20 protein-coding genes and 1 other RNA gene are annotated in these 20,686 nt (G+C 62.2%); 13 read left to right on the forward strand and 8 right to left on the reverse strand.

The genetic code is table 11. The features are described from left to right. Positions 1-45: 45 nt before the first annotated feature. From Tel_03655 to Tel_03670, 4 genes are all read left to right on the forward strand, one after another. Positions 46-672: a stringent starvation protein A gene (locus Tel_03655; protein ID ALP52310.1), complete on the forward strand. Its 627-nt coding sequence runs from the start codon at positions 46-48 to the stop codon at positions 670-672. A gap of 38 nt (positions 673-710) precedes the next feature. Further along, positions 711-1,118 carry a peptidase gene (locus Tel_03660; protein ID ALP52311.1) on the forward strand — a complete coding sequence of 136 codons (408 nt, stop codon included), beginning with the start codon at positions 711-713 and terminating at the stop codon, positions 1,116-1,118. A 246-nt stretch (positions 1,119-1,364) separates the two neighbouring features. Next, positions 1,365-1,742 carry a hypothetical protein gene (locus Tel_03665; GenBank protein ID ALP52312.1) on the forward strand — a complete coding sequence of 126 codons (378 nt, stop codon included), beginning with the start codon at positions 1,365-1,367 and terminating at the stop codon, positions 1,740-1,742. A 57-nt stretch (positions 1,743-1,799) separates the two neighbouring features. Continuing rightward, positions 1,800-2,294, forward strand: coding sequence for an RNase III inhibitor (locus Tel_03670; GenBank protein ID ALP52313.1), 495 nt, complete (start codon positions 1,800-1,802; stop codon positions 2,292-2,294). A gap of 15 nt (positions 2,295-2,309) precedes the next feature. On the opposite strand, the gene Tel_03675 is transcribed toward Tel_03670, so the two are convergent. The 7 genes from Tel_03675 to Tel_03705 form a co-directional block, all read right to left on the reverse strand. After that, positions 2,310-2,693 (reverse strand): hypothetical protein, encoded by a 384-nt coding sequence (locus Tel_03675; GenBank protein ID ALP52314.1) that lies wholly within the window; start codon positions 2,691-2,693, stop codon positions 2,310-2,312. An 87-nt stretch (positions 2,694-2,780) separates the two neighbouring features. Beyond that, on the reverse strand, positions 2,781-3,152 hold the full coding sequence (locus tag Tel_03680) for a hypothetical protein (protein ID ALP52315.1): 372 nt from the start codon (positions 3,150-3,152) through the stop codon (positions 2,781-2,783). Between the two features lie 5 nt (positions 3,153-3,157). Further along, positions 3,158-4,549 (reverse strand): dimethylmenaquinone methyltransferase, encoded by a 1,392-nt coding sequence (locus Tel_03685; protein ID ALP52316.1) that lies wholly within the window; start codon positions 4,547-4,549, stop codon positions 3,158-3,160. Continuing rightward, the gene (locus tag Tel_03690) at positions 4,546-5,136 is read right to left on the reverse strand and encodes a hypothetical protein (GenBank protein ID ALP52317.1); all 591 of its coding nucleotides are present in this window, start codon (positions 5,134-5,136) and stop codon (positions 4,546-4,548) included. Before Tel_03690 ends, Tel_03685 begins: the two co-directional genes overlap by 4 nt. A 6-nt stretch (positions 5,137-5,142) precedes the next feature. Then, the gene (locus tag Tel_03695) at positions 5,143-5,736 is read right to left on the reverse strand and encodes a phosphoheptose isomerase (GenBank protein ID ALP52318.1); all 594 of its coding nucleotides are present in this window, start codon (positions 5,734-5,736) and stop codon (positions 5,143-5,145) included. A gap of 88 nt (positions 5,737-5,824) precedes the next feature. Next, complete coding sequence (locus Tel_03700) at positions 5,825-6,196, reverse strand: hypothetical protein (GenBank protein ALP52319.1); 372 nt, start codon at positions 6,194-6,196, stop codon at positions 5,825-5,827. Next, positions 6,193-8,187, reverse strand: coding sequence for a hypothetical protein (locus tag Tel_03705; GenBank protein ID ALP52320.1), 1,995 nt, complete (start codon positions 8,185-8,187; stop codon positions 6,193-6,195). The genes Tel_03700 and Tel_03705 overlap by 4 nt, the downstream gene beginning before the upstream one ends. Before the next feature lie 121 nt (positions 8,188-8,308). Here Tel_03705 and Tel_03710 point away from each other — a divergent pair, with 121 nt between their 5' ends. After that, positions 8,309-9,157 (forward strand): methyltransferase, encoded by an 849-nt coding sequence (locus Tel_03710; protein ID ALP52321.1) that lies wholly within the window; start codon positions 8,309-8,311, stop codon positions 9,155-9,157. A 4-nt stretch (positions 9,158-9,161) separates the two neighbouring features. Here Tel_03710 and Tel_03715 read toward each other — a convergent pair whose 3' ends face one another. Continuing rightward, entirely contained in the window at positions 9,162-12,419 is a 3,258-nt protein-coding gene (locus tag Tel_03715; protein ID ALP52322.1) for a hypothetical protein, read from the reverse strand. A gap of 176 nt (positions 12,420-12,595) precedes the next feature. Between Tel_03715 and Tel_16775 the strand changes: the two genes are divergently transcribed. The 8 genes from Tel_16775 (at position 12,596) to Tel_03750 (ending at position 20,684) form a co-directional block, all read left to right on the forward strand. After that, positions 12,596-12,954, forward strand: an RNA gene (locus tag Tel_16775) — bacterial RNase P. Positions 12,955-13,271: 317 nt separating this feature from the next. Then, positions 13,272-13,727: a division/cell wall cluster transcriptional repressor MraZ gene (locus tag Tel_03720; GenBank protein ALP52323.1), complete on the forward strand. Its 456-nt coding sequence runs from the start codon at positions 13,272-13,274 to the stop codon at positions 13,725-13,727. 5 nt (positions 13,728-13,732) lie between these two features. After that, positions 13,733-14,668, forward strand: a complete 936-nt coding sequence (locus Tel_03725; GenBank protein ID ALP54725.1) for a ribosomal RNA small subunit methyltransferase H — start codon at positions 13,733-13,735, stop codon at positions 14,666-14,668. 71 nt (positions 14,669-14,739) lie between these two features. After that, the gene (locus tag Tel_03730) at positions 14,740-14,982 is read left to right on the forward strand and encodes a cell division protein FtsL (protein ALP54726.1); all 243 of its coding nucleotides are present in this window, start codon (positions 14,740-14,742) and stop codon (positions 14,980-14,982) included. Beyond that, the gene (locus tag Tel_03735; protein ALP52324.1) at positions 14,979-16,718 is read left to right on the forward strand and encodes a cell division protein; all 1,740 of its coding nucleotides are present in this window, start codon (positions 14,979-14,981) and stop codon (positions 16,716-16,718) included. The genes Tel_03730 and Tel_03735 overlap by 4 nt, the downstream gene beginning before the upstream one ends. Before the next feature lie 29 nt (positions 16,719-16,747). Further along, positions 16,748-18,217 (forward strand): hypothetical protein, encoded by a 1,470-nt coding sequence (locus Tel_03740; protein ID ALP52325.1) that lies wholly within the window; start codon positions 16,748-16,750, stop codon positions 18,215-18,217. Next, positions 18,214-19,602 (forward strand): hypothetical protein, encoded by a 1,389-nt coding sequence (locus tag Tel_03745; GenBank protein ALP52326.1) that lies wholly within the window; start codon positions 18,214-18,216, stop codon positions 19,600-19,602. Before Tel_03740 ends, Tel_03745 begins: the two co-directional genes overlap by 4 nt. Beyond that, positions 19,602-20,684 carry a phospho-N-acetylmuramoyl-pentapeptide-transferase gene (locus tag Tel_03750; protein ALP52327.1) on the forward strand — a complete coding sequence of 361 codons (1,083 nt, stop codon included), beginning with the start codon at positions 19,602-19,604 and terminating at the stop codon, positions 20,682-20,684. The genes Tel_03745 and Tel_03750 overlap by 1 nt, the downstream gene beginning before the upstream one ends. The last annotated feature ends 2 nt before the right edge of the window (positions 20,685-20,686 follow it).

A 20,686-nucleotide genomic window follows, 5' to 3' on the forward strand; every position in this document is an offset into this window, starting at 1 on the left:
CAACATATTCCATGCTTTAGTTATTACGTCCAGGGAGTTTGCATAATGGCGGTATCTGCAGGTAGAAGGCCGGTGATGATCATTTATTCGGATAGCAATTGTCCCTATAGTCACCGCGCCAGGATGGTCCTGACAGAGAAGAACATCGTCGTCGAAGTCATCATCTTGAATGACGAACACCTGCCCGAAGACCTGTTGGAGCTCAACCCTTACAACTCCCTACCCACCCTGGTGGATCGAGATCTGGTGCTGTATCACTCGCGCATCATCATGGAATATCTGGACGAACGGTTTCCCCATCCATCACTGATGCCGGTGGACCCGGTATCGCGTGCCCAGAGCCGCCTGTTTCTTTACCGTATCGAACGTGACTGGTTCAGCCTGTTGGACGATCTCAGCGGTCCCGATACCAGCCGAGCCGACAAGGCCCGTATCATCCTGCGCGACGGCCTGATGGCGGTTGCGCCCATCTTCGAGCAAAAGCCCTTTTTTATGAGCGACGAGTTCAGTCTGGTGGATTGTAGCCTGGCGACCCTGTTGTGGCGTCTGCCCCAGTACCAGATCGAACTCCCGGCCCAGGCCAAGCCCCTGTTGCAATATGCTGAGCGCCTGTTTCAGCGCGATGCGTTTCAGGCCAGTTTGACCGACGAGGAGCGCGCCATTCGCGCCTAGGTGCCGAATCAGCAACGAGCAGCAAAAGGATTCAAACCATGATTTCATCCCGCCCCTATCTGATCCGGGCCATCCATGACTGGATCGTCGACAATAACCTCACCCCCTATCTGTTGGTGAACGCCGAGGCGGCCAATGTCACCGTGCCGGAGCAATATGTGCAGGACGGTCGTATTATTCTGAATATCGGCCCCCAGGCGGTGCGCAGTCTGGAGTTGACCAATGACTGGGTGATGTTCAACGCCCGTTTCGGCGGTGTTTCCATGCAGGTGAGCGTGCCGCCAGCGGCGGTGATGGCGGTGTATGCCAAGGAAAACGGCCGCGGCATGGTGTTCTCCGACGAGGACGAGTCCATGGACGACGGGGATCAGGGGCCGCAACCGCCGGACAACGAACCCTCGGGGCCGGCGGGTAAACGGCGCCCCAATCTGCGAGTGGTGAAGTAACGCCGCCAATGCGCCTCACGGCGCTGCGTGGTCGGACCAAGCTGTGCCGGCGCCGGGCGAGTCATGGTCCGGCGCTTTTTTTACGCGAATTACTTTGAATGGTAATGATATTGACAATCATTCGTATTAATGTAAACATCGCGCTCAGTTGATTGGCCGAAGGCTGTGAAATCGACCGCCGGCTTGGCCTCATGGCACGCCCAGCCGGCCAACCATTATCCGTCCCAGTTAACGAGAGAGGATCTCATGAAAGTATTAAACCTTGTATTCGCTGCCGTGCTGATGCTCCCGGCATCCATTTCCACCGTGGTTGCTGATGAGCTTCCCGACCACTTTGAGGGGTTGCCCGCCGAGACGTTGGCGCAGGCGATGACCAACTTCTCCGAATACAACGCCAAGCTCGCCGACATTATCAAGCAGGATAAATTGGTGGAGAAGGATCTTCATGAAGTGCACCGGCTGACCTACACTCTAGAAAACGCACTTGGTAAAATGGCCAGCGAGGTAAGCGAGTTGGCGGAGACACTGGAAGCGGTGCACCTGGCCTCGGAAAGCGGCGATGCCGACACCGTAACAGCACAGGGCCAGACCTATCTGGATACTGCCCGGCAGCTGGTGAAGTAATCCCGTTATGTAACCCGCTTGGCAAGAGGTCGGCTTGATGCCCATTTAGGGGGCGCGATGATCAAGGTCGTTTGCGAAGAGATCACTCAGCTGCGGGTGGATGCCATTGTCAATGCCGCTAATACCGCCTTGCGCCCCGGCGGCGGGGTGGACGGCGCCATTCGTCGCGCCGCCGGCCCTGAACTGAACCAGGCCTGCGAACGGCTGGGCGGTTGCCCCACCGGTGAGGCGCGCCTGACCCCCGGATTTCGCCTGCCCGCCCGCTATGTGATCCATACCGCCGGGCCGGTCTGGCAGGGCGGCGCGCATAATGAGGCGGAGCTGCTGAAGAGTTGTTACCGGGAGAGCTTCAAGTGGGCCCTGGACAAAGGCCTGCGCAGCATCGCCTTTCCCTGCATCAGTACCGGTGTGTACGCCTATCCCAGGGAGGCTGCGGCCAAGATCGCCGTGACCCATATGCAGGCTTTTGAAGATCGTTTTACCGAGATCATCGCCTGCTGCCATTCGGAGGACGACGAAAAGATCTATCTCAATGCCCTCGGGCGCAGTTAGGTCTGTTAACAGGCCCTAGTGATGGTTGCGCAGTGGGGTCAGTTCTTCAGTGGTGGGTAATTTCAAGATGATACCAATGGGCACCAGCAATAGGGCGAGCACCAGCAGTTGCAGGCTGCCCGACTCCAGCAGCACAAGCGACACGGTGCCGGCGCACAGAATACTGGTGATGGCCACCCGCTTGGCGCGCCGGGGCATGGAGCGGGTCGCCTGCCAATCACGGATCATGGGGCCGAAGACGCGACTGGCCAACAACCATTGATAAAAACGTTCGGAAGATTTGCCGAAACAGGCCGCCGCCGCCAATACGAAACAGGTGGTCGGCATGAGCGGCAGGATGACGCCCAGTAGCGCCAGTGCCAGAAAGAAAAAACCCAGAATAACCAAAAAGGGTTTCATTTTTTGTTGTCTCCCGCCTCGGTTTGATCATCGGTCCCTATCTACTAGTATCGGGTGCGGCGGCCGCAACTATAGGGTTATTCCGGTTTAATGACAGTCGGCAGCTGGGCTGCTGGGCAGGCGTAGGAGGATGATGGCGGGAATGAGTAAAAAGCTCGCCACCAGGAGTTTCAGCAGCAGGCTGTCCATCAGGTAGACGGACAGGGCGCCGCTGGCGATCAGGAGGGCGAGGGCCGCGCGTTTGGCCCGTTTGGGGATGGAGCGCGTGGTTTGCCAGTGATGAATGAGCGCGCCGAAATGGCGGCTGGCCAGCAGCCACTGATGAAGGCGCTGCGACGATTTGGCGAAGCAGGCGGCCGCCACCAATACGAAAGGCACGGTGGGTAGCAAGGGCAGGAATATGCCTACAAAACCGAGCCCGACGCAACAAACGCCGATGCACAGTAACACGGGCTTCATAGCAGTCAGCCCGGTGCCGGGGGCAGCGTTTTGCCCGGGTTGAGGATATTGTGTGGATCGAACTGGGCCTTGATGCGACGCATCAGCTCCAGGGTGGCGGCGTCGATTTCGCGTGCCACGAAGTCGCGTTTTTCCAGGCCCACACCGTGTTCCCCGGAAATGCTGCCATTGAGTCGCAGCACTAGAGTAAACACCTCGTCCAGGCAGTGGTCGGCATTCTCCATTTGTTGCGGATCATCCGGGTCGATGAGCAGATTGACGTGGATATTGCCGTTGCCGGCATGGCCGAAATTGACGATAGTGATGGCGTATTTTTGCGCCAGTTGCTCCAATCCCCCGATCAGAGCCGGCATTTCCGATACCGGCACCACTACGTCTTCATTGATCTTTTTCGGGGCGATGTTGCGCAGCGCCGGCGACAGGGCCTTGCGCGTTTGCCATAGCCGCTGCACCTCGGCCTCACTCTGGGCCAAGGTGACGTCGATCACGCCCGCGGTGCGCGCCGCCGCCGCCACCCGCTCGGCGGCCTGCTCCAGGCCTGCCTCGAGGCCGTCCACCTCAATCATGAGCATGGCGCCGGCGCCTTCAGGCAGCTCGGCCTGGGAATAGTTGCGAATCATCTCGATGGCCTGGCCGTCGATGAATTCCAGGGCGCAGGGGATGACCGGCTGGGCCATGATGGCCGATACCGCCGCCGCGGCGCTGCCGATGTCGCGATAGACCGCTTGCAGGGTGAGCTTGGCCTCCGGCAGCGGCGTCAGCTTCAGGGTCGCCTCGGTGATCACCGCCAGGGTGCCCTCGGAGCCGATCAGCAGTCGGGTCAGGTCATAGCCCACCACCCCCTTGGTGGTATAGACCCCGGTGCGGATCTCGCGACCTTCGCCGGTGACGGCGCGCAGGCCGAGCACGTTGTCGCGGGTGGCGCCGTACTTCACGGTGCGCGGCCCGGCCGAGTTGTAGGCCAGATTGCCGCCCACGGTGCAGAAGGCGGCGCTGGTGGGGTCGGGCGACCAGAAGAAACCGTGTTCCTTGGCCGCGTCCTGTACCTGCTGGTTGGTGATGCCCGGCTCTACCACCATGACGCGGTTGGCCGGGTCCATCTTGATGAGGCGCGTCATACGCTCCATGGAGAGCACGATGCCACCGTGAACGGGCACAGTGGCACCGGTGGTGCCGGTGCCGCGGCCGCGCGCGATGAGCGGGATCTTCTCTTGATGGCAGAGCTCGACCAGGCGCTGGATTTGGGCATGGTCGGTGGCCATCACCACGGCCTCGGGCAGGGCCTGGCGGCGGCTGTTGTCATAGCCGTAGGGCCAGCAGTCCGAGGGCTCGGTGAGGACGTTGTCAGCGCCGCTGGCCTGGATGAGGCGCTTGCGAAAGGCGGGATCGATGCTCACGTGGCGGAGGGCTGGATGTATTCGAACAGCTTGACGATTTGTTTGATGTCTTTCACCTGGCGCGCCTTATTGGCGGCGATATCGCCCTCTGCGCGCGTCACCAGGCCCATGAGATAGACAATCTGGTTTTCGGTCACCACCTTGATATTCAGCGCCTTGATGCCCTCGGTATTGAGCAGGGTGGATTTGACCTTGGTGGTGATCCAGGTGTCCAGCCGGCGTGAGGCGAACTCGGATTGCGGGGCGACAATGGTCTCGTTGTAGATCTTTTTCACCTTGTCCACATGCTGGGCATGGCGCACCACCCGGGCGCGCATCTCGGCCGTGGGCACTTCACCGGTGAGCAATACCACCCGGTTATAACTGGTGACACTGACGTTGACATCGCGTTTCAGGCTGTCATCGGTGTAGATGGCCTCCTTGATCTTGAGCTCGATGCTGTTGTCGTCGACCATGGTGGTGGTGGCCCGCCGGTCCACCGCGGCGGCGCCCACCACGGCACCGCCGGCGATAATGGCCGGGCCGGCGGCGCAGCCGTAGAGTGAGATCAGGCTGACCAGGGCGAGGGTTAAGCGCAGCGCTGGCATACGGGTCTATCCTTCTTGGCCGAAAATCTGCAAATCGATTTGCTCGCACAGACAGTGAATGGTCAGCAAATGGACTTCCTGAATGCGCGCAGTGGAAGCGGCCGGCACGCGGATCTCCACATCGCCTTCGTTCAAATGATTGGGCAGTTCGCCGCCGTCACGGCCCGACAGGGCAATGACGCGCATGTCGCGCTCATGGGCGGCATCGACGGCGCTGATGATGCTGGGCGAGCGGCCGCTGGTGGAAATCGCCAGCAGGATGTCGCCGGGTTGGCCCAGGGCGCGCACCTGCTTGGCGAATACGTCCTCGTAGCGGTAGTCGTTGGCGATGGAGGTCAGCGTGGAACTGTCGGTGGTCAGGGCGATGGCGGGCAGGCCGGGCCGTTCCATCTCAAAGCGATTCAGCAGTTCGGAAGAAAAGTGCTGGGCGTCGGCGGCGGAGCCACCGTTGCCGCAGCTGAGAATCTTGTGGCCGTTGAGCAATTGCTGGACCAGCACAGTGGCCGCCGCATCGATCACCGGCGCCAGGGGGCCGGCCGCCTGCAATTTGGTATGGGCGCTGTCCTGAAATGTCTGTTGAATGCGCGCGATTGCATCCATGGATTCTGTCCTTTGCTTATTGGTTCATTGATTCGGAGTGTAACCCTGGCCCGGATTTCGTGCCATGAGTTGTGGCGGGAAATCCGGGCTAGCCCGCTTGAAACGCATCTTGAATCCATTCGATGTGCAGCGCCTTCGGCGCCGGGCGCATGGAGATGACATCGAAACGGGCCGGTTGTTGCGCCCGGCGCGGTTGCCGCTGCAGGTAATGGGCGGCAGCGTTAATCAGCTTTTGTTGCTTGCGTCGATCCACCGTTTCGGCGCCGGAGCCAAAGCCGCTGTTGCGCCGGTAACGCACTTCGACGAAGACGGTGGTATTGCCGTGCTGCATGATCAGGTCGATCTCGCCCTGGCGGCAGCGGTAGTTGCGTTCCACCAGGCTCAGGCCCTGATCTGCCAGATAGGCACAGGCTTGGGCTTCGGCGTGGGTGCCGGCGGTCTGCTGCGCGGTCTTGCTCATGCGCCCGCGTCCGGCGGCGGCGTCGGCTCGATCAGCTCCGGTTTGCCGCCGCGAAAGCGTGCCCACAGCAGCTGCCGGTGAATGCGGTTGGACTGGTCCATATAGAGCGTGCCGGTGGCGGCATCGAAATGGGCCTGGGGGCTGTCACGCAGCTGTTGCAGTTGACCGATGAGGCGATAGGCGTCGATACCCAGGGCATACAGCCGTTTAAAGGGAATGGCGTTACTGTGCCAGATGTCGGTAAACGTGTCCCAAGCGAGTCCGTCTCCCGGCACATGACTCAGCACCCAGGGCATGTCGCAAAACACAATGCCGTCCATGTCGCGGTCCTGGGTCGGATTGGGTTCACCGCTATACACGTGCGAGGAGCTGTAGACCGGGATGCCGGCGGCGTAATAGAACTTCAGTTGCGGCCGGATCTGGCGCGCCTGATTGGGGAAGGCGGCCAGGTAGATAAAATCCACGTCCTGGCGCCGGCGCGGTTCGAATTTGATATCCAGCCCGGTGACCCGCTCCAGGGCGCGCTTGCGCGCGCGGCTGGCGTCGATATTCAACAGTTCGATCACCGGCGCCGAGAAGTCGTGGCGTGAAGGGTCATAGCGTTGCGCCTCCAGCACTCGGCCGTCGAGTTGTTGCCAGTGCCGCGCGAAGGTGGCGTACATACGCTCGCCCCATTCACCCTCCGGCGCCAGGATCAGGGCTTGGTCGTAACCCTCGAGCCAGGCGCGTTCCGCCACCTGGCGTGCCTCGTCTTCCGGCAGCAGGCCGAACTGGTAGAAGTTTTCCGCCACCCGGTTTTCATCGCTCCAGTAATTCAAGGCCAGCGTCGGCACCGCCATGGGTTCGGCTGCGGCGGGCTGCGCCGGTTCGATCACGGCGGACAGCAGCCCCGGCGGGGCGATGTCTTCCTCGGGCACGGGATTGGCGTGCTGCGCCAGGGCCTCGACCAGGGGTTTATGCAGCGGGCCGACGATAAAGTCGGCGCCCTCGTCGACGGCGCGCTGATAGACCGCCAGTCCCGACTCGACGTCGTCGGTGGTGTCATAGATGCGGATCTCGGGGGTGTAACGCTCGCTGTTGCGGGCGTAATAGGCCGCCAGAAAACCGTCCCGTACCGCCTTGGCCGGGGTGGCGAAGTTGCCGCTCAGGGGCAGCAGCAGGGCGATATGTTCGGGGCGGTCGAGCTGGATGTCTTCATAGATCAACAGTTCGGCGATGAATTGTTCGGCGGCGGGGTGCGCGGGGTACGCGTCCAGCCAGGCCTGCAGGCGCCGTTCCAGTTGCTCGGGGTCGCCCAGGGCGGTTTGGTAGATGCGCGCCAACTCCAGCCAGCCGCTCAGGGTGTCCGGCGCCGGGGCGCTACGCAAAGTGTCGAGCACGGCGCTGTTCAGGCGGTTGAGGGTCTCCCAGATTTGACGGTGATTGCGGCGGATCTCCTCGGCGGCGCTGAGGGTGTCTTCCAGCAGGATGCGTTCGCGCACCGCCTCCAGATGATTGCCGCTCATGCTATAGGCCTCGGCACGCAGGCTGCGCCATTCACCCATCAGATCGGCAGGGACAATGGCTTCCGGCAGGCGCAAGTGGTTCAAGGCCAGTTCGGGCTGCAGTTCCAACAGGGCCAGGCGGGCGCGGGCGAACTGGTAACGGATCCGGTCGGTGGTCGGCAGCTGCGCCGGTTCGATGCGGTCCAGGATGGCGCCGGCACGTTGGGTGTGTTGGCCACGGGTGAGGATGGCGGCGGCGGCGAGCAGGTATTGTTGCCGCTCCACGCCACTGCTTTGTTGCGCCAGTCTGAGATAGCTTTGCGCGGCGATGACGTAATTGCCTTTGGCGCTGGAGTCCTCGGCCTGGGTCACAAACGGTTGGCTGCTAAGCGCCGGGTCCGTCTCAGTGGCTTGGCGCGGCGGCGCGGCACAGGCGCTGACCAAGATGCTGATGGCCAGGGCGCTGCAGAGCTTGGGAAAACTGGCTGGCGTTACAGGGCGCGGCATAGTTGAGCTTGTGGATGCAATGGATAAAATGTAGGTGTCGCTGAGCGGACATACGCCGGCACTCAGTATATCATGGCATGCTACCCTGTCGCCCCGACCTCAGCGCAGACCGTTTTACTCAATGACGACGCAAGGCATTCTTTATCTGGTCGCCACCCCCATCGGCAACCTCGGGGATATGACACCGCGCGCGCTGGAGGTGTTGAATGACGTCGACCTGATCGCGGCAGAAGATACCCGCCACAGCGGCAAGCTGCTGCAGCATTTCGGCGTGCGTACGCCCTGCCAGGCCTATCATGAGCACAACGAGCGCCAGCTCTGCGACACGCTGGTGGCGCGCTTGCAGGCGGGTGCATCCATCGCCCTGATCTCGGATGCCGGCACGCCCTTGGTCAGCGATCCGGGTTACCACTTGGTGCAGGCGGCGCGCGCCGCGGGGCTGCAGGTAGTGCCGGTGCCGGGCGCGAGCGCCTTGATCGCGGCCCTGTCGGCGTCCGGCCTGCCCTCGGATCGCTTTGTCTTCGAGGGGTTCTTGCCGGCCAAGGCCGCGGCACGGCGCCAGCGGCTGGCGGCGCTGGCCGATGATACGCGCACGCTAATCTTTTATGAATCCACGCACCGTATTGAGAACAGCCTGGCCGACATGCGCGATGTGTTCGGTATTCATCGCCGGGCGGTGATCGCGCGCGAGCTGACCAAGCGCTTCGAGACAATTCACGGCGACGCCCTGGGTGCCTTGCTGGTTTGGGTGCAGGGGGATCCGGATCAGCGTAAAGGCGAATGTGTGATTCTGGTGCGCGGGGCGGGCAAGCCGGAGACCGGTGAAGCCGATGCTGAAGTGCAGCGTCTGCTGCGCATCCTGATGGCGGAGTTGCCGCTCAAGCAGGCGGCGGCGCTGGCGGCCCGGATCAGCGGCCAGAAAAAGAACGCCGTGTATCGCCTGGCCCTGGCGCTGAGTACCGGGGAATAATGGGTTAGGCCGGCTCGGGCGTTTGGTTGTTCTCGACCATGGCGACGAAGGCCGGCCCCGGCAAGGGTTGGCTGAAGTAATAGCCCTGAAAGATGTAACACAGGTTCTGCTTGAGCGCCTGTAACACCTCGACCGTCTCCACGCCTTCGGCCACGACCCCAAGGCTCAAGTGACGCGCCACTGAAATAATGGTCTCGACAATGGCGGCGTCATTGCGGTCGGTGGTGAGGTCGAGGACGAAGGATTTATCGATCTTGATCTGATCGATGGGCAGGCGTTTGAGATAGGCCAGCGAGGAATAGCCGGTGCCGAAATCGTCGATGGCGATGTGTACGCCCAGCTCTCTGAGCGCCTCCATCTTGGCCACCGTGTCGACGATGTCTTCGATGACCAGGCTTTCGGTCAATTCCAGCTTCAGATAATCCGGTTGCACGCCGTGCCGTTCAAGGGCGCGGGTGATGTCGGCGACGAAGTCGCTTTGATGAAACTGGCGCGCGCTGATATTAATGGCCATGAAACCGGTCTGCTGCGCCCAGCTATGGGACTGCCATTGCTTTACTTGGGCGATGGCTTGTTGCATGACCCAGTCGCCCAGGGGGAGGATGATGCCGGTCTCTTCCGCCACGGGAATGAATTCTTCCGGCGAGACCCAGCCGCGTTGCGGATGGTGCCAACGCAGCAGGGCTTCGGCGCCGACGACACGATGGTCATTGTCCATCAGCGGTTGATAGTGAAGTTGGAAGGATTCCTCCTGCAACGCTGCGCGCAAATCTTTTTCCAGGCCCAGGCGTTGGTCCACCGCTTCCTGCATGCTGGGTCGATAGAAGCGAATCTCGTCGCGACCGGCGGCCTTGGCGCGGTACATGGCGGTGTCGGCGTGCTTGAGAATGTCATCGGCCGATTCGTCGACGAAGGGGAAGATGACAACGCCGATGCTGGGGGTGGTGTGGTACTGATGACCGTTGAGGAAGTAGGGCTGGGAAAGGCTGTGGCGCAGTTTTTCCGCCACTACGCTGGCCTCGTAGCTGGCCTCGTTGTCGTCGTTTTTGAGTTCCGGCAGCAATACCATGAATTCGTCGCCGCCGAGTCGCGCGACACTGTCTTCGGCGCGCACGTGTTGACTCAAGCGCTTCGCCACTTCGCAGAGCACGGCGTCGCCTACGGCATGGCCGAGGGAGTCATTGATGGTCTTGAAGCGATCGAGATCGAGAAACAGCAGGGCGCCCTTGGTGTGGTGACGCCGGGCGATGGCGAGGCTGTGATCCAGTCGGTCCATCAATAAACGCCGATTGGGTAGGCCGGTGAGTTCGTCATGATAGGCCAGATGCTGGATCTGGGCCTCATCGCGCTTGCGTTGGGTGATGTCGCGCGTGCTCAGGGTGAGGCCGACGATGTCGCCGTCGACGATGCGTGGTGCGACCCGCGATTCATAATAGATAATGTCGCCGTCGGGGGCGGTGTGCTCGGTCTCATAGCTGCAGGGCGCGCCTGCGCTCAGGGTGGTTCTCAGCTTGCTTTCCACCTCGCGGCGTTTGAAGGGGTTTTCGACGTAATCCAGAATGCAAGTGCCGATCAGGTCTTCGACGCGTTGCCCCGGCGCGGCATGATTGGCGAACTCGATGCGCAGCGCCGCGTTCAGGGTAAGGATGTGGTCCGGAGAGTTCTCGGTCAAGGAGCGCCAGCGTTCCTCTGAATCGATCAGTTCCTGCTCGGCCCACTGCCGCTCTTCGCGCGTGCGCAGCATCATGATGCCATACGCCAGATCATCGGTCAGTTCGCGCAACAGGCGCACCTCTTCCGGGTCGAAGGCGTCGCGTTCAGCGGCATAGATTAGCAGGGTGCCGAAGGCCCTATCCTCGTAAGTCAAGGGCAGGCCGATGACCGAGGCGAAACCGCGTTGGGTGGCTTCGTCGCGCCAGGGTTCGAAGCGGGCGTCGTTGAGTACGTCGCGCACGATGCAGGGGGCGCCGCTGCGGATCGACGTGCCGCCCGGGCCGCGGCCGCGCGGGTCGTCTTCGGACCAGCTAAGCCTGGCGTTGTCTAGGTAGTGATCGTCGAACCCCGCCTGCGCCGCGGGCAGCACCGATTTGGCGTCGTCGTCCTGGGCATAGCCGATCCAGGCCAGGCGATAGCCGCCGACGGCGACGATGATATTGCATATATCGCGCAGCAAATCCTTCTCGTCGCGGGCATGCACCAGGGCATTGCTGCACGCGCTGATCGCCGACAGGGCCCGATTGCTGCGTTGCAGGTCGATGGTGTTTTTGTTGATCTGCTGTTGCAATTCGCTGGTGTGGATCATCATGCGGCCGGTCAGCGGACGCAGTATATGGATGATCAGCGCCATGGCAACGAGGATCAACGCCGCCACGATGATCAATATCACAACGGCCTGCTCGCGCAGCGGCGCGTAAAGCTTGCTCGCATCAACGCTGAGCGCGAGTGCCCAGGGCGGGTGGCGGGTGATGGGGGCGTAGGCGGTGATTGCCCCTTCGTTGTTGCCGTTTGTGCCCGGCGCCATGACACCGCTTTCTCCCTGCAGCGCCTTGTCTAAGGCGGTACCAATAAACGGCTGGTCTGGCTGTGCGGTGCCGTTGTATGGAGAGATGACGGTCAGCTGGCCGTTATCCAAAACACCTAAATAGACGGTTTCGCCGTGGTCAAACGCAAGCGCCGCCGTGAACAGTTGCAGCAACGGAGTGGCGGAAAAGGTGACGATGTCGGTGCCGATGCGCTCGCCGTCACTGCTCAGAATGGGCGTGCCGACCAGAAACACCCGCTGCGTCTCAACTTGAAAAATCGGGCCGATGCTGGGTCCTCTGTCCTCGTCCTGGGGGATGAGCCATGCCTGCTTGGCCGGGGTGTGCCCGACCGCGACTAGCGGCGTAGCATCTCGATCCAGCCGCGTAATGCCGACGATTTGCGGCGTGCCGGCCATGGCATCCTCGAGTATCGGCCTCGTCTGGCTGCGTAATTCAGCGAGATCGAGTTGCTTGTTGCGATACTGCTGCAGCAAGGTACGGGCGTGGCTGCGGCTGGATATCTGAGCGGCGATGATGCCGAGCGTCTTGAGGTGTTCGTTGGCGGCCAGGGCGAGACTGGTCGTGGCCGCCATCAGGCGCTGTTGATGTTGTTGTTTGTTGTGCTGGTACAGCGGGACGGCTACCGAGATCGCGACTAGCAGCGCTGTAAGAATGGTGCCCCCTGCCGCCAGGATAAGGAGACGCCGTTGCAGCTTCCCGGGTTCACGCTGAGTCTGCATCGGAACCCGCCCCCCGCCAGCGTCGCTGACACTTTCCTTATAGTATGATTTTGGCGTTGCCAAACCACCCCACTCTCTTTGTTGGGTTCCTGGCTGACTATATGACGCCCGCGCTGCGGCGTAAAGCGCCAACAGCGCCATGGATCTTTGCCGGCAAGCCTGATAGGCTTGCGCCAGGAGTCGGCCGGGCGGTCGCTGTAGTCGTGCTGTATGCCGGCTATGGAGGAAAGTCCGGGCTCCACAGGGCAGGGTGCCAGGTAACGCCTGGGGGGCGCGAGTCTACGGAAAGTGCAACAGAAAGCATACCGCCTAAGCACCGCAAGGTGCCGGTAAGGGTGAAATGGTGCGGTAAGAGCGCACCGCGCCGGTGGCAACATGCGGCGGCAAGGTAAACCCCACCCGGAGCAAGGCCAAATAGGGGAACAATGGTGCGGCCCGCACTGTTCCCGGGTAGGCTGCATGAGGTGTGTGGCGACGCACATCCCAGATGAATGACTGCTCTCGACAGAACCCGGCTTACAGGCCGACTCCAATTTTTTCTGCTTCCAGAATTTTTCCGCAAATCGTCCTTGTGGGCCGCAAACGTATCATTTCTCCTCTTACACTTAAAGTAAACACTCAAGTCCGCTTTTCAAGTTGATGATTTGTTAATCCTATCTGTTTGGGCTGCGATGTGATTCCCTTCCGCGCTCTGCTCTGTTCCGCTAAGTGTCTGTCACAAAAGAAAGAATTGCTGTTTTGAAGTGGTGATTTCGCTTGACATGAAGGTCTTCTGATTTCTATAGTGTCAAGAAGTGGGGGAAAGTGGTCGATAGTGGGTAAGACAGTCTCAAACGCTCAGGGAGAAAACACTTGTTCAGAGGGGTGACCCCCATCAATGTCGACGCCAAGGGTCGCATGGCGATCCCTGCCAAATATCGTGAGCGCCTGCAGGAGCTCTGCGAGGGACGTTTGGTGCTGACGGTCGACTTTGATAAGTGCCTGATGCTGTTCCCGGAGAGTGAGTGGGAGCAGCTGGAGCGCAAGCTTTCCCGCCTGCCCAGCCTCAATCCGCGCGCCCGGCGCCTGCAGCGTCTGCTGATGGGCTATGCCAGCGAATGCGAGGTGGACGGCAATGGTCGCATCCTGTTGCCGGCGGTGCTGCGCGAGTACGCCCAGCTGGACAAGCGCATCGTGCTGGTGGGGCAGGGCAACAAGTTTGAGATCTGGAACGAAGAGATCTGGAACGGCAACCGCGACGAATGGCTGGCGGCCGAGGCGGCCGGCACGGACGCCATGCCGGAAGAGCTGGAAAATCTATCATTTTGAGCGGGGTGAGCGGCGAATACAGCCACCGCCCGGTATTGCTGGAGGAGGCCTTGGAGGCGCTGAAGCTTAAACCGGCAGGGGTCTATGTGGATGCCACTTTTGGCAGAGGCGGTCATGCCCAGGCCATTTTGCAGCGGCTGGGCAGCGCGGGCCGTCTGCTGGGGCTAGACAAGGACCCTCAGGCCGTCGCCAGCGCGCAGCAGCGTTTCGGCGATGATGCCCGCTTCAGTATCCACCACGCCAGTTTTGCCGAGCTCGGCGGCGTGGTGTCCGAGGCCGGCCTGATGGGGCGGGTGGATGGCATCCTGATGGACCTGGGGGTCTCCTCGCCGCAGCTGGACGACGCCGCGCGCGGCTTCAGTTTTATGCGCGAAGGTCCTTTGGATATGCGCATGGACAACAGCCGCGGGCTGTCGGCGGCGGCCTGGCTGGCCCAGGCCAAGGAGGCCGAAATCGCGCGTGTGCTGAAGGACTACGGCGAGGAACGTTTCGCCAAACGTATCGCGCGCGCCATCGTCGCCGCGCGCCGGGAAACGGCTATTGAAACCACCGGCCAGTTGGTGGCGATCATCAAGGCGGTCATGCCCAAACAACGCGAGCAGGACAAGCATCCGGCTACGCGCAGTTTTCAGGGAATCCGCATCTTCATCAATCAGGAGCTGGCGAATCTGCACAGCTGTCTGGAACAGGTGGTGGACGTGCTTGACCGCGGTGGACGCCTGGCGGTAATCAGCTTTCACTCGCTGGAGGATCGTATCGTGAAGCGCTTTATGCGTGACCAGGCCAGGGGGGATGAATTCCCTCCGGATCTGCCGGTGACCGTGGATCAGTTGAACCCCCGCTTGCGTCTGGTGGGCAAGGCGGTGCACGCATCGGCCGCGGAGCTGGCGCACAACGTGCGCGCCCGCAGTGCCGTATTGCGGGTGGCGGAAAAGGTATGAAGGCAGCGCTACGGACGAACCCCGCGCCGCGGGGTGACGGCGGCCAGCTGCTGCACGGCGGCGCGATCGCCATGCTCGGCGCGGTGGTGCTGATGTCGGCCGTGGCGGTGGTCTACGCCAAATACGAGAGCCGCACCTTGTTTGCCGAGCTGCAAAGTTTGAAGCAGGCACAGGACCGTATGGATGTGGAGTGGGGGCAATTGCAGTTGGAGCAAAGTACCTGGGCGGCCCACGGCCGTATTGAATCGATTGCGCGCAAGCGCTTGGGCATGGTCTTGCCCGAGCCGCAACAGGTGGTGGTGATCAAACCTTGAGTGAGTGGGATGTAAAACTGAACGCAGCGCGGCGCTGGCTGTTGCTCGGTGTGCTGTTGCTGGCGGCCGCCGTGCTGGCTTGGCGCGCCGTGTATCTGCAATGGATCGAGCGCGATTTTCTCCAGGGTCAGGGCGACGCCCGCGCCCTGCGCACCGTGGAGCTGGCCGCCAATCGCGGTGTCATCATGGATCGCAACGGCGAACCGCTGGCTATCAGCACACCGGTGGACTCGGTGTGGGTCAATCCCCAGCTGTATCTGGGCAACCAGGGGGCGGCCAAGGCGGAGCCGCTGGCCCAACTGTTGCAAATGGATGCCGCCGAGTTGCAACAACGGGTGGCCGAGCGCGCCGGACGCGAGTTCGTCTATCTCAAACGTCATGTGTCACCGGAACTGGCCAACAAAGTCACTCGCCTGAAGGTGCCGGGTGTGGCGCTGCAGCGCGAATATCGGCGTTATTACCCCATGGCCGAGGTGACCGGCCATGTGGTCGGCTTTACCGATATCGATGATCGCGGCCAGGAGGGCATGGAGCTGGCCCTGGACGAACGCCTGCGCGGCATCAAGGGCGGCAAACGGGTGTTAAAGAACAACATGGGGGACGTGGTGGAGGATGTGGAGAGCATCGCCGAACCGCAGCCCGGTGAAGACATGGTGCTCAGCATCGATCGGCGTCTGCAGTATCTGGCCTATCGTGAATTGAAGGCGGCGGTACAGACCAATCGTGCCCGCTCCGCTGCGGCGGTGATCCTGGATGTGCACAGCGGCGAGGTGTTGGCCATGGTCAACCAGCCCAGCTTCAATCCCAACAACCGCGCCAGTTTCGAGTCCGCCAATTACCGCAACCGGGCGGTGACCGATGTCTTCGAGCCCGGCTCCACCATGAAGCCGTTTACCGTGGCCGCGGCGCTGGAGCTGGGCACGATCACGCCCACCACCACGGTCAACACCGCGCCCGGCTATCTGCGCGTCGGGTCCAACACCATTCGTGACGCGGTCAACTACGGTGAGATCGACATTACCAAGATTCTGCAGAAATCGAGCAATATCGGCGCCACCAAGATCGCCCTCTCCATGAGCGCGGAGCAGCTATGGAAGGCTCTGGATCGGAATGGGTTCGGGCTGAGCAGCGGCAGCCGTTTTCCCGGCGAGGCGGACGGCCGCATCGGCGACTATTGGCGTTGGTCGCCGGTGCAACAGGCCAGCCGCGCCTATGGTTACGGGATTCAGGTCACGGCCCTGCAACTGGCGCGCGCCTATGCCGTATTGGCCAATGACGGTCTGCTGAAACCGATTTCGTTTCTCAGGCTGGACGCCGCGCCCCAGGGCGAGCGGGTCATGTCGGCCGACGTGGCCGCCCAAGTGCGCCGCATGCTGGAGAGCGTGATTAGCGACGAGGGCACGGGTCGATTGGCCAAGGTGGACGGTTATCGCATCGCCGGCAAGACCGGCACCGTGCATCGCGCCGGTCGTGGGGGCTATGCCGAGGATCGCTATGCCGCCCTGTTTGCCGGCATCGCGCCTGCCTCCAGGCCGCGGCTGGCCATGGTGGTGGTGGTGCAGGACCCCATGCTGGGCGACTATCACGGCGGTCAAGTGGCCGCGCCCCTGTTCGCCAAGGTGATGAGCGGTGCCCTGCGCCTGCTCAATATCGCCCCCGATGATTTGCAGCCGACGCAGCAGCGTCATGCCGCCAATCGCAATCAGGCCGTGCAAGCGAGCGGAGACGTGCTGTGACGGCGCCCGGTATGAGCTTGCGAGAACTGATGAGCGGCCTGGTGGACGGGCCGGTGGCGGATATCCGCGTGACCGGTTTGTGTCTGGACAGTCGCCGGGTGCAGGCCGGGGATGTGTTTTGCGCCTTGCCGGGTACCCGTACCGACGGCCGGCGCTACATCGAGGCGGCGATTGCCGCCGGCGCGGCGGCGGTGATTTACGATGCGGCGCAGCATCTCAGCCAAGGCGCCGTGCCGTGTCTGCCGGTAAGCGATTTAAAGCACAGGCTCGGCCTTATCGCCGAGCGCTTTTACACTGCGCCCTCGCAGCAGCTGTTCGTGATCGGCGTGACGGGCACCAACGGCAAGACCTCCTGCAGTCACTTCATCGCCCAGGCCCTGCACAGCGCCGCCGAACCCGCGGCGCTGATCGGCACCCTGGGCAACGGCTTTGTCGATCGCCTGGAAGCGGCCAGCCACACCACCCCGGATGCCATCACTCTGCATGCCTTGCTGCGCCGCCTGGCCGATGCCGGCGCCCGCAGCGTGGCCATGGAGGTCTCCTCTCACGGCCTGGAACAGGGGCGGGTCAGCGGGGTTGGCTTCGATCTGGCCGTGTTTACCAATCTGTCCCATGAGCATCTCGATTATCACGGCGACATGACCAGTTACGGGCGCGCCAAGGCACGTCTGTTTCACATGCCCGAGTTGCGCTACGCGGTCATCAACGCCGACGACCGCTTCGCTCAAAACCTGTTGACCGAACTGCCTGAGTCGCTGGAGACCCTGGTCTACAGCCTGGCCGACGCCTGTCACGGCGACAACGCCGTGTGCGGCGAAATTCTCAGCCAGGGCCGCGACGGCCTGTTACTGGCAGTGCATACCCCCTGGGGCGCGGGGCGACTGCACTCCGGCCTGTTGGGGCGCTTCAACGCCAGCAATCTGTTGGCGGTGCTGTCGACCTTGCTATTAAAAGGTATGGGGCTGGAAACGGCGCTTAAAAAACTTTCTCAGCTGCGCACCGTGCCGGGGCGCATGGAACGCTTCGGCGGTGAACACGATCAGCCGTTGGTGGTGGTGGATTATGCCCATACCCCCGATGCCCTGGAGCAGGTGCTCATAACCCTGCGTGAACACTGCGCGGCGCGGCTGTGGTGCGTGTTCGGCTGCGGCGGTGAGCGGGATCGGGCCAAGCGGCCGCTGATGGGCGGTATCGCCGCGCGCCACGCCGACCACATTATTCTTACCGACGATAATCCACGCCACGAAGATGGCGCGGCGATCATTGCAGAGATCGCCAGCGGTATCGATTCCTGCATTGATTCTGGCATCGATGCCGGCCACGTGCTGGTGCTGCGCGATCGAGCTCGGGCCATTCGTCACGCCGTCAGCCAGGCCGCGGCCAATGACGTGGTGCTGGTGGCGGGCAAAGGCCATGAAGACTATCAAGACGTGGGTGATGACAGGCGCCCCTTCAGCGACGCCGATCAGGTGCGCCAGGCCCTGGGGCTGGCGGCATGAGTATGATGACGCTGCAACAGGCCGCTGCCATCCTCGACGCTCGCCTGCGCGGCGCGGCCGGTGTCGGCTTTGACGCCGTCTGCACCGATACGCGCACGCTGCGTCCCGGTGACCTGTTCGTCGCCCTCAAGGGCCCCAATTTCGATGCCCATGATTTCGTTGCGGCCGCGGCGCAGCAAGGTGCCGTCGCCGCGCTGGTGGAAACCGAGATCGACTGCGATCTGCCCCAGATCGTGGTGGCCGATACCCGCCTGGCCCTGGGGCAACTGGCGGCCGCCTGGCGCGCCCGGTTTCAGGGGCAGGTGATCGGCGTCACCGGCAGCAACGGCAAGACGACCGTGAAGGAAATGCTGGCCTGCATCCTGGGACAGCAGGGTGCGGTGCTGGCCACGGAAGGCAATTTGAACAATGACATCGGCGTGCCCCTCATGCTGCTGCGCCTGCGGCCGGGCCAACATCGCGCCGCGGTGATCGAGATGGGCGCCAACCACGCCGGCGAGATCGCCTATCTCACCCGCCTGGTGCAGCCCGACGTGGCGCTCATCACCAATGCCGCGGCGGCCCATCTGGAAGGCTTCGGGTCGCTTGAAGACGTGGCCCATGCCAAGGGCGAAATCTGGCAGGGGCTGGGCAAGCAGGGGACCGCGGTGATCAATCTGGACGACGAGTTTGCCGACTACTGGCGCGAGCTGGTGGTGGATCACCGCAGCATAGGTTTCGGCATGGTGCCCAGTGCCGACGTGCGCCTGGCTGAGGGCGGGGTGAAGTGGACCATCTCCCAGGGCGGCTACAAATGTAGCTTCAAGATCCAGACGCCGGCCGGCGCCGTGGACGTGGCCATGAATCTGGCCGGCAAGCACAATGTCATGAACGCACTGGCGGCGGCCGCCACCGCCTTGGTCGCGGGGGCGACGCCGGCGCATGTGCGCACCGGGCTGGAAAGCATGACGCCGGTCAAGGGTCGCCTCGAACCCAAGGTCACGCCCTGGGGACAGTTGGTGATCGACGATTGTTATAACGCCAATCCCCATTCCCTGCGCGCCGCCATTGATGTGTTGTTGCAGGCGCCGGGCGAAACGATCCTGGTGCTGGGCGACATGGCCGAGCTGGGTGCTCAGGCCGACGAGCTGCATTACCAAGTGGGCGTGGAGGCGCGCGAAAAGGGCGTCGACCTATTGCTGGCTTGCGGTCAGCATTGCCGCCAAGCGGTGCAGGGCTTCGGTGACAAGGGTATTTGTTTCGACGATCAGCAGGCGCTCAAGCGGCATCTGTTGACCTTGCTGAGCGAAGCGGCGCATCGCGATGCCGTGGTGCTGGTCAAGGGCTCGCGCAGCGCTGCTATGGACAAGGTGGTCGACAGCCTGGTGGCGGGGGAGGCGCTCTGATGTTGCTCTACCTGGCCGAATATCTGACCCAGTTCCACAGCGGCTTCACCGTGTTCCAGTACATCACCCTGCGCACCATCCTGGGTGTATTGACGGCCTTGTTGATCAGCTTCATTGTCGGCCCGCTGATGATTCGTAAGCTGAGCCTGTATAAAGTCGGCCAGCCGATTCGCGAGTTCGGGCCGGAAACGCACTTTTCCAAAGCGGGCACCCCGACCATGGGCGGCGCCCTGATCCTGGTGGCCATTGCGATCAGTACCCTGATGTGGGGTGATCTGGAGAGCCGCTACGTGTGGGTAGTATTGCTCACCACCCTGGCCTTCGGCGCCATCGGCTTTGTCGACGATTACAAAAAACTGGTGCTGCAGGACCCCAAGGGCCTATCCGCCAAATCCAAGTATTTCTGGCAATCGCTGGCGGGCCTGGCCGCCGCACTGTTCCTCTACAGCAGCGCCAGCTCGTCCCTGGAGACCCAGTTGATCGTGCCCTTCTTCAAAGACGTGGCCCTCGACATGGGGGGGATGTTCGTGGTGCTGACCTATTTCGTGGTGGTGGGCAGCAGTAATGCGGTCAATCTGACCGATGGCCTGGACGGCCTGGCCATCCTGCCCACGGTGATGGTGGCCGGCGCCCTGGCGGTGTTCGCTTATGTCACCGGCCATGTGGAATTCGCCGACTATCTCGGCATCCCGTATATCGAGGGCGTGGGCGAGGTGGCCATCTTCTGCGCCACCATCTGCGGCGCCGGGCTGGGCTTTCTGTGGTTCAACACCTATCCGGCCCAGGTCTTCATGGGCGATGTGGGTGCCTTGGCCTTGGGTGCGGCGCTGGGCATCGTCGCCGTGGTGACGCGCCAGGAATTGGTGTTGCTGATCATGGGCGGGGTGTTCGTCATGGAGACCGTTTCGGTGATCCTGCAGGTGGTCTCCTACAAACTGACCGGGCGGCGCATTTTCCGCATGGCGCCCCTGCATCATCATTTTGAACTGAAAGGCTGGCCGGAGCCGCGCGTCATCGTGCGTTTTTGGATCGTGACCGTGATCCTGGTCCTGATCGGACTGGCCAGCTTGAAGATTCGTTAACC

Source organism: Candidatus Tenderia electrophaga (assembly GCA_001447805.1).
In the GTDB taxonomy this organism is placed as follows: Bacteria; Pseudomonadota; Gammaproteobacteria; order Tenderiales; family Tenderiaceae; genus Tenderia; species Tenderia electrophaga.

What these genes read in the sequence shown, in the direction of transcription:
- Tel_03655 (ALP52310.1), top strand. Translation starts at nt 46, where the DNA reads ATGGCGGTATCTGCAGGTAGAAGGCCGGTGATGATCATTTATTCGGAT.
- Tel_03660 (ALP52311.1), top strand. Translation starts at nt 711, where the DNA reads ATGATTTCATCCCGCCCCTATCTGATCCGGGCCATCCATGACTGGATC.
- Tel_03665 (ALP52312.1), top strand. Translation starts at nt 1,365, where the DNA reads ATGAAAGTATTAAACCTTGTATTCGCTGCCGTGCTGATGCTCCCGGCA.
- Tel_03670 (ALP52313.1), top strand. Translation starts at nt 1,800, where the DNA reads ATGATCAAGGTCGTTTGCGAAGAGATCACTCAGCTGCGGGTGGATGCC.
- Tel_03675 (ALP52314.1), bottom strand. Translation starts at nt 2,693, where the DNA reads ATGAAACCCTTTTTGGTTATTCTGGGTTTTTTCTTTCTGGCACTGGCG.
- Tel_03680 (ALP52315.1), bottom strand. Translation starts at nt 3,152, where the DNA reads ATGAAGCCCGTGTTACTGTGCATCGGCGTTTGTTGCGTCGGGCTCGGT.
- Tel_03690 (ALP52317.1), bottom strand. Translation starts at nt 5,136, where the DNA reads ATGCCAGCGCTGCGCTTAACCCTCGCCCTGGTCAGCCTGATCTCACTC.
- Tel_03695 (ALP52318.1), bottom strand. Translation starts at nt 5,736, where the DNA reads ATGGATGCAATCGCGCGCATTCAACAGACATTTCAGGACAGCGCCCAT.
- Tel_03700 (ALP52319.1), bottom strand. Translation starts at nt 6,196, where the DNA reads ATGAGCAAGACCGCGCAGCAGACCGCCGGCACCCACGCCGAAGCCCAA.
- Tel_03705 (ALP52320.1), bottom strand. Translation starts at nt 8,187, where the DNA reads ATGCCGCGCCCTGTAACGCCAGCCAGTTTTCCCAAGCTCTGCAGCGCC.
- Tel_03710 (ALP52321.1), top strand. Translation starts at nt 8,309, where the DNA reads ATGACGACGCAAGGCATTCTTTATCTGGTCGCCACCCCCATCGGCAAC.
- Tel_03715 (ALP52322.1), bottom strand. Translation starts at nt 12,419, where the DNA reads ATGCAGACTCAGCGTGAACCCGGGAAGCTGCAACGGCGTCTCCTTATC.
- Tel_03730 (ALP54726.1), top strand. Translation starts at nt 14,740, where the DNA reads ATGCTCGGCGCGGTGGTGCTGATGTCGGCCGTGGCGGTGGTCTACGCC.
- Tel_03740 (ALP52325.1), top strand. Translation starts at nt 16,748, where the DNA reads ATGAGCGGCCTGGTGGACGGGCCGGTGGCGGATATCCGCGTGACCGGT.
- Tel_03745 (ALP52326.1), top strand. Translation starts at nt 18,214, where the DNA reads ATGAGTATGATGACGCTGCAACAGGCCGCTGCCATCCTCGACGCTCGC.
- Tel_03750 (ALP52327.1), top strand. Translation starts at nt 19,602, where the DNA reads ATGTTGCTCTACCTGGCCGAATATCTGACCCAGTTCCACAGCGGCTTC.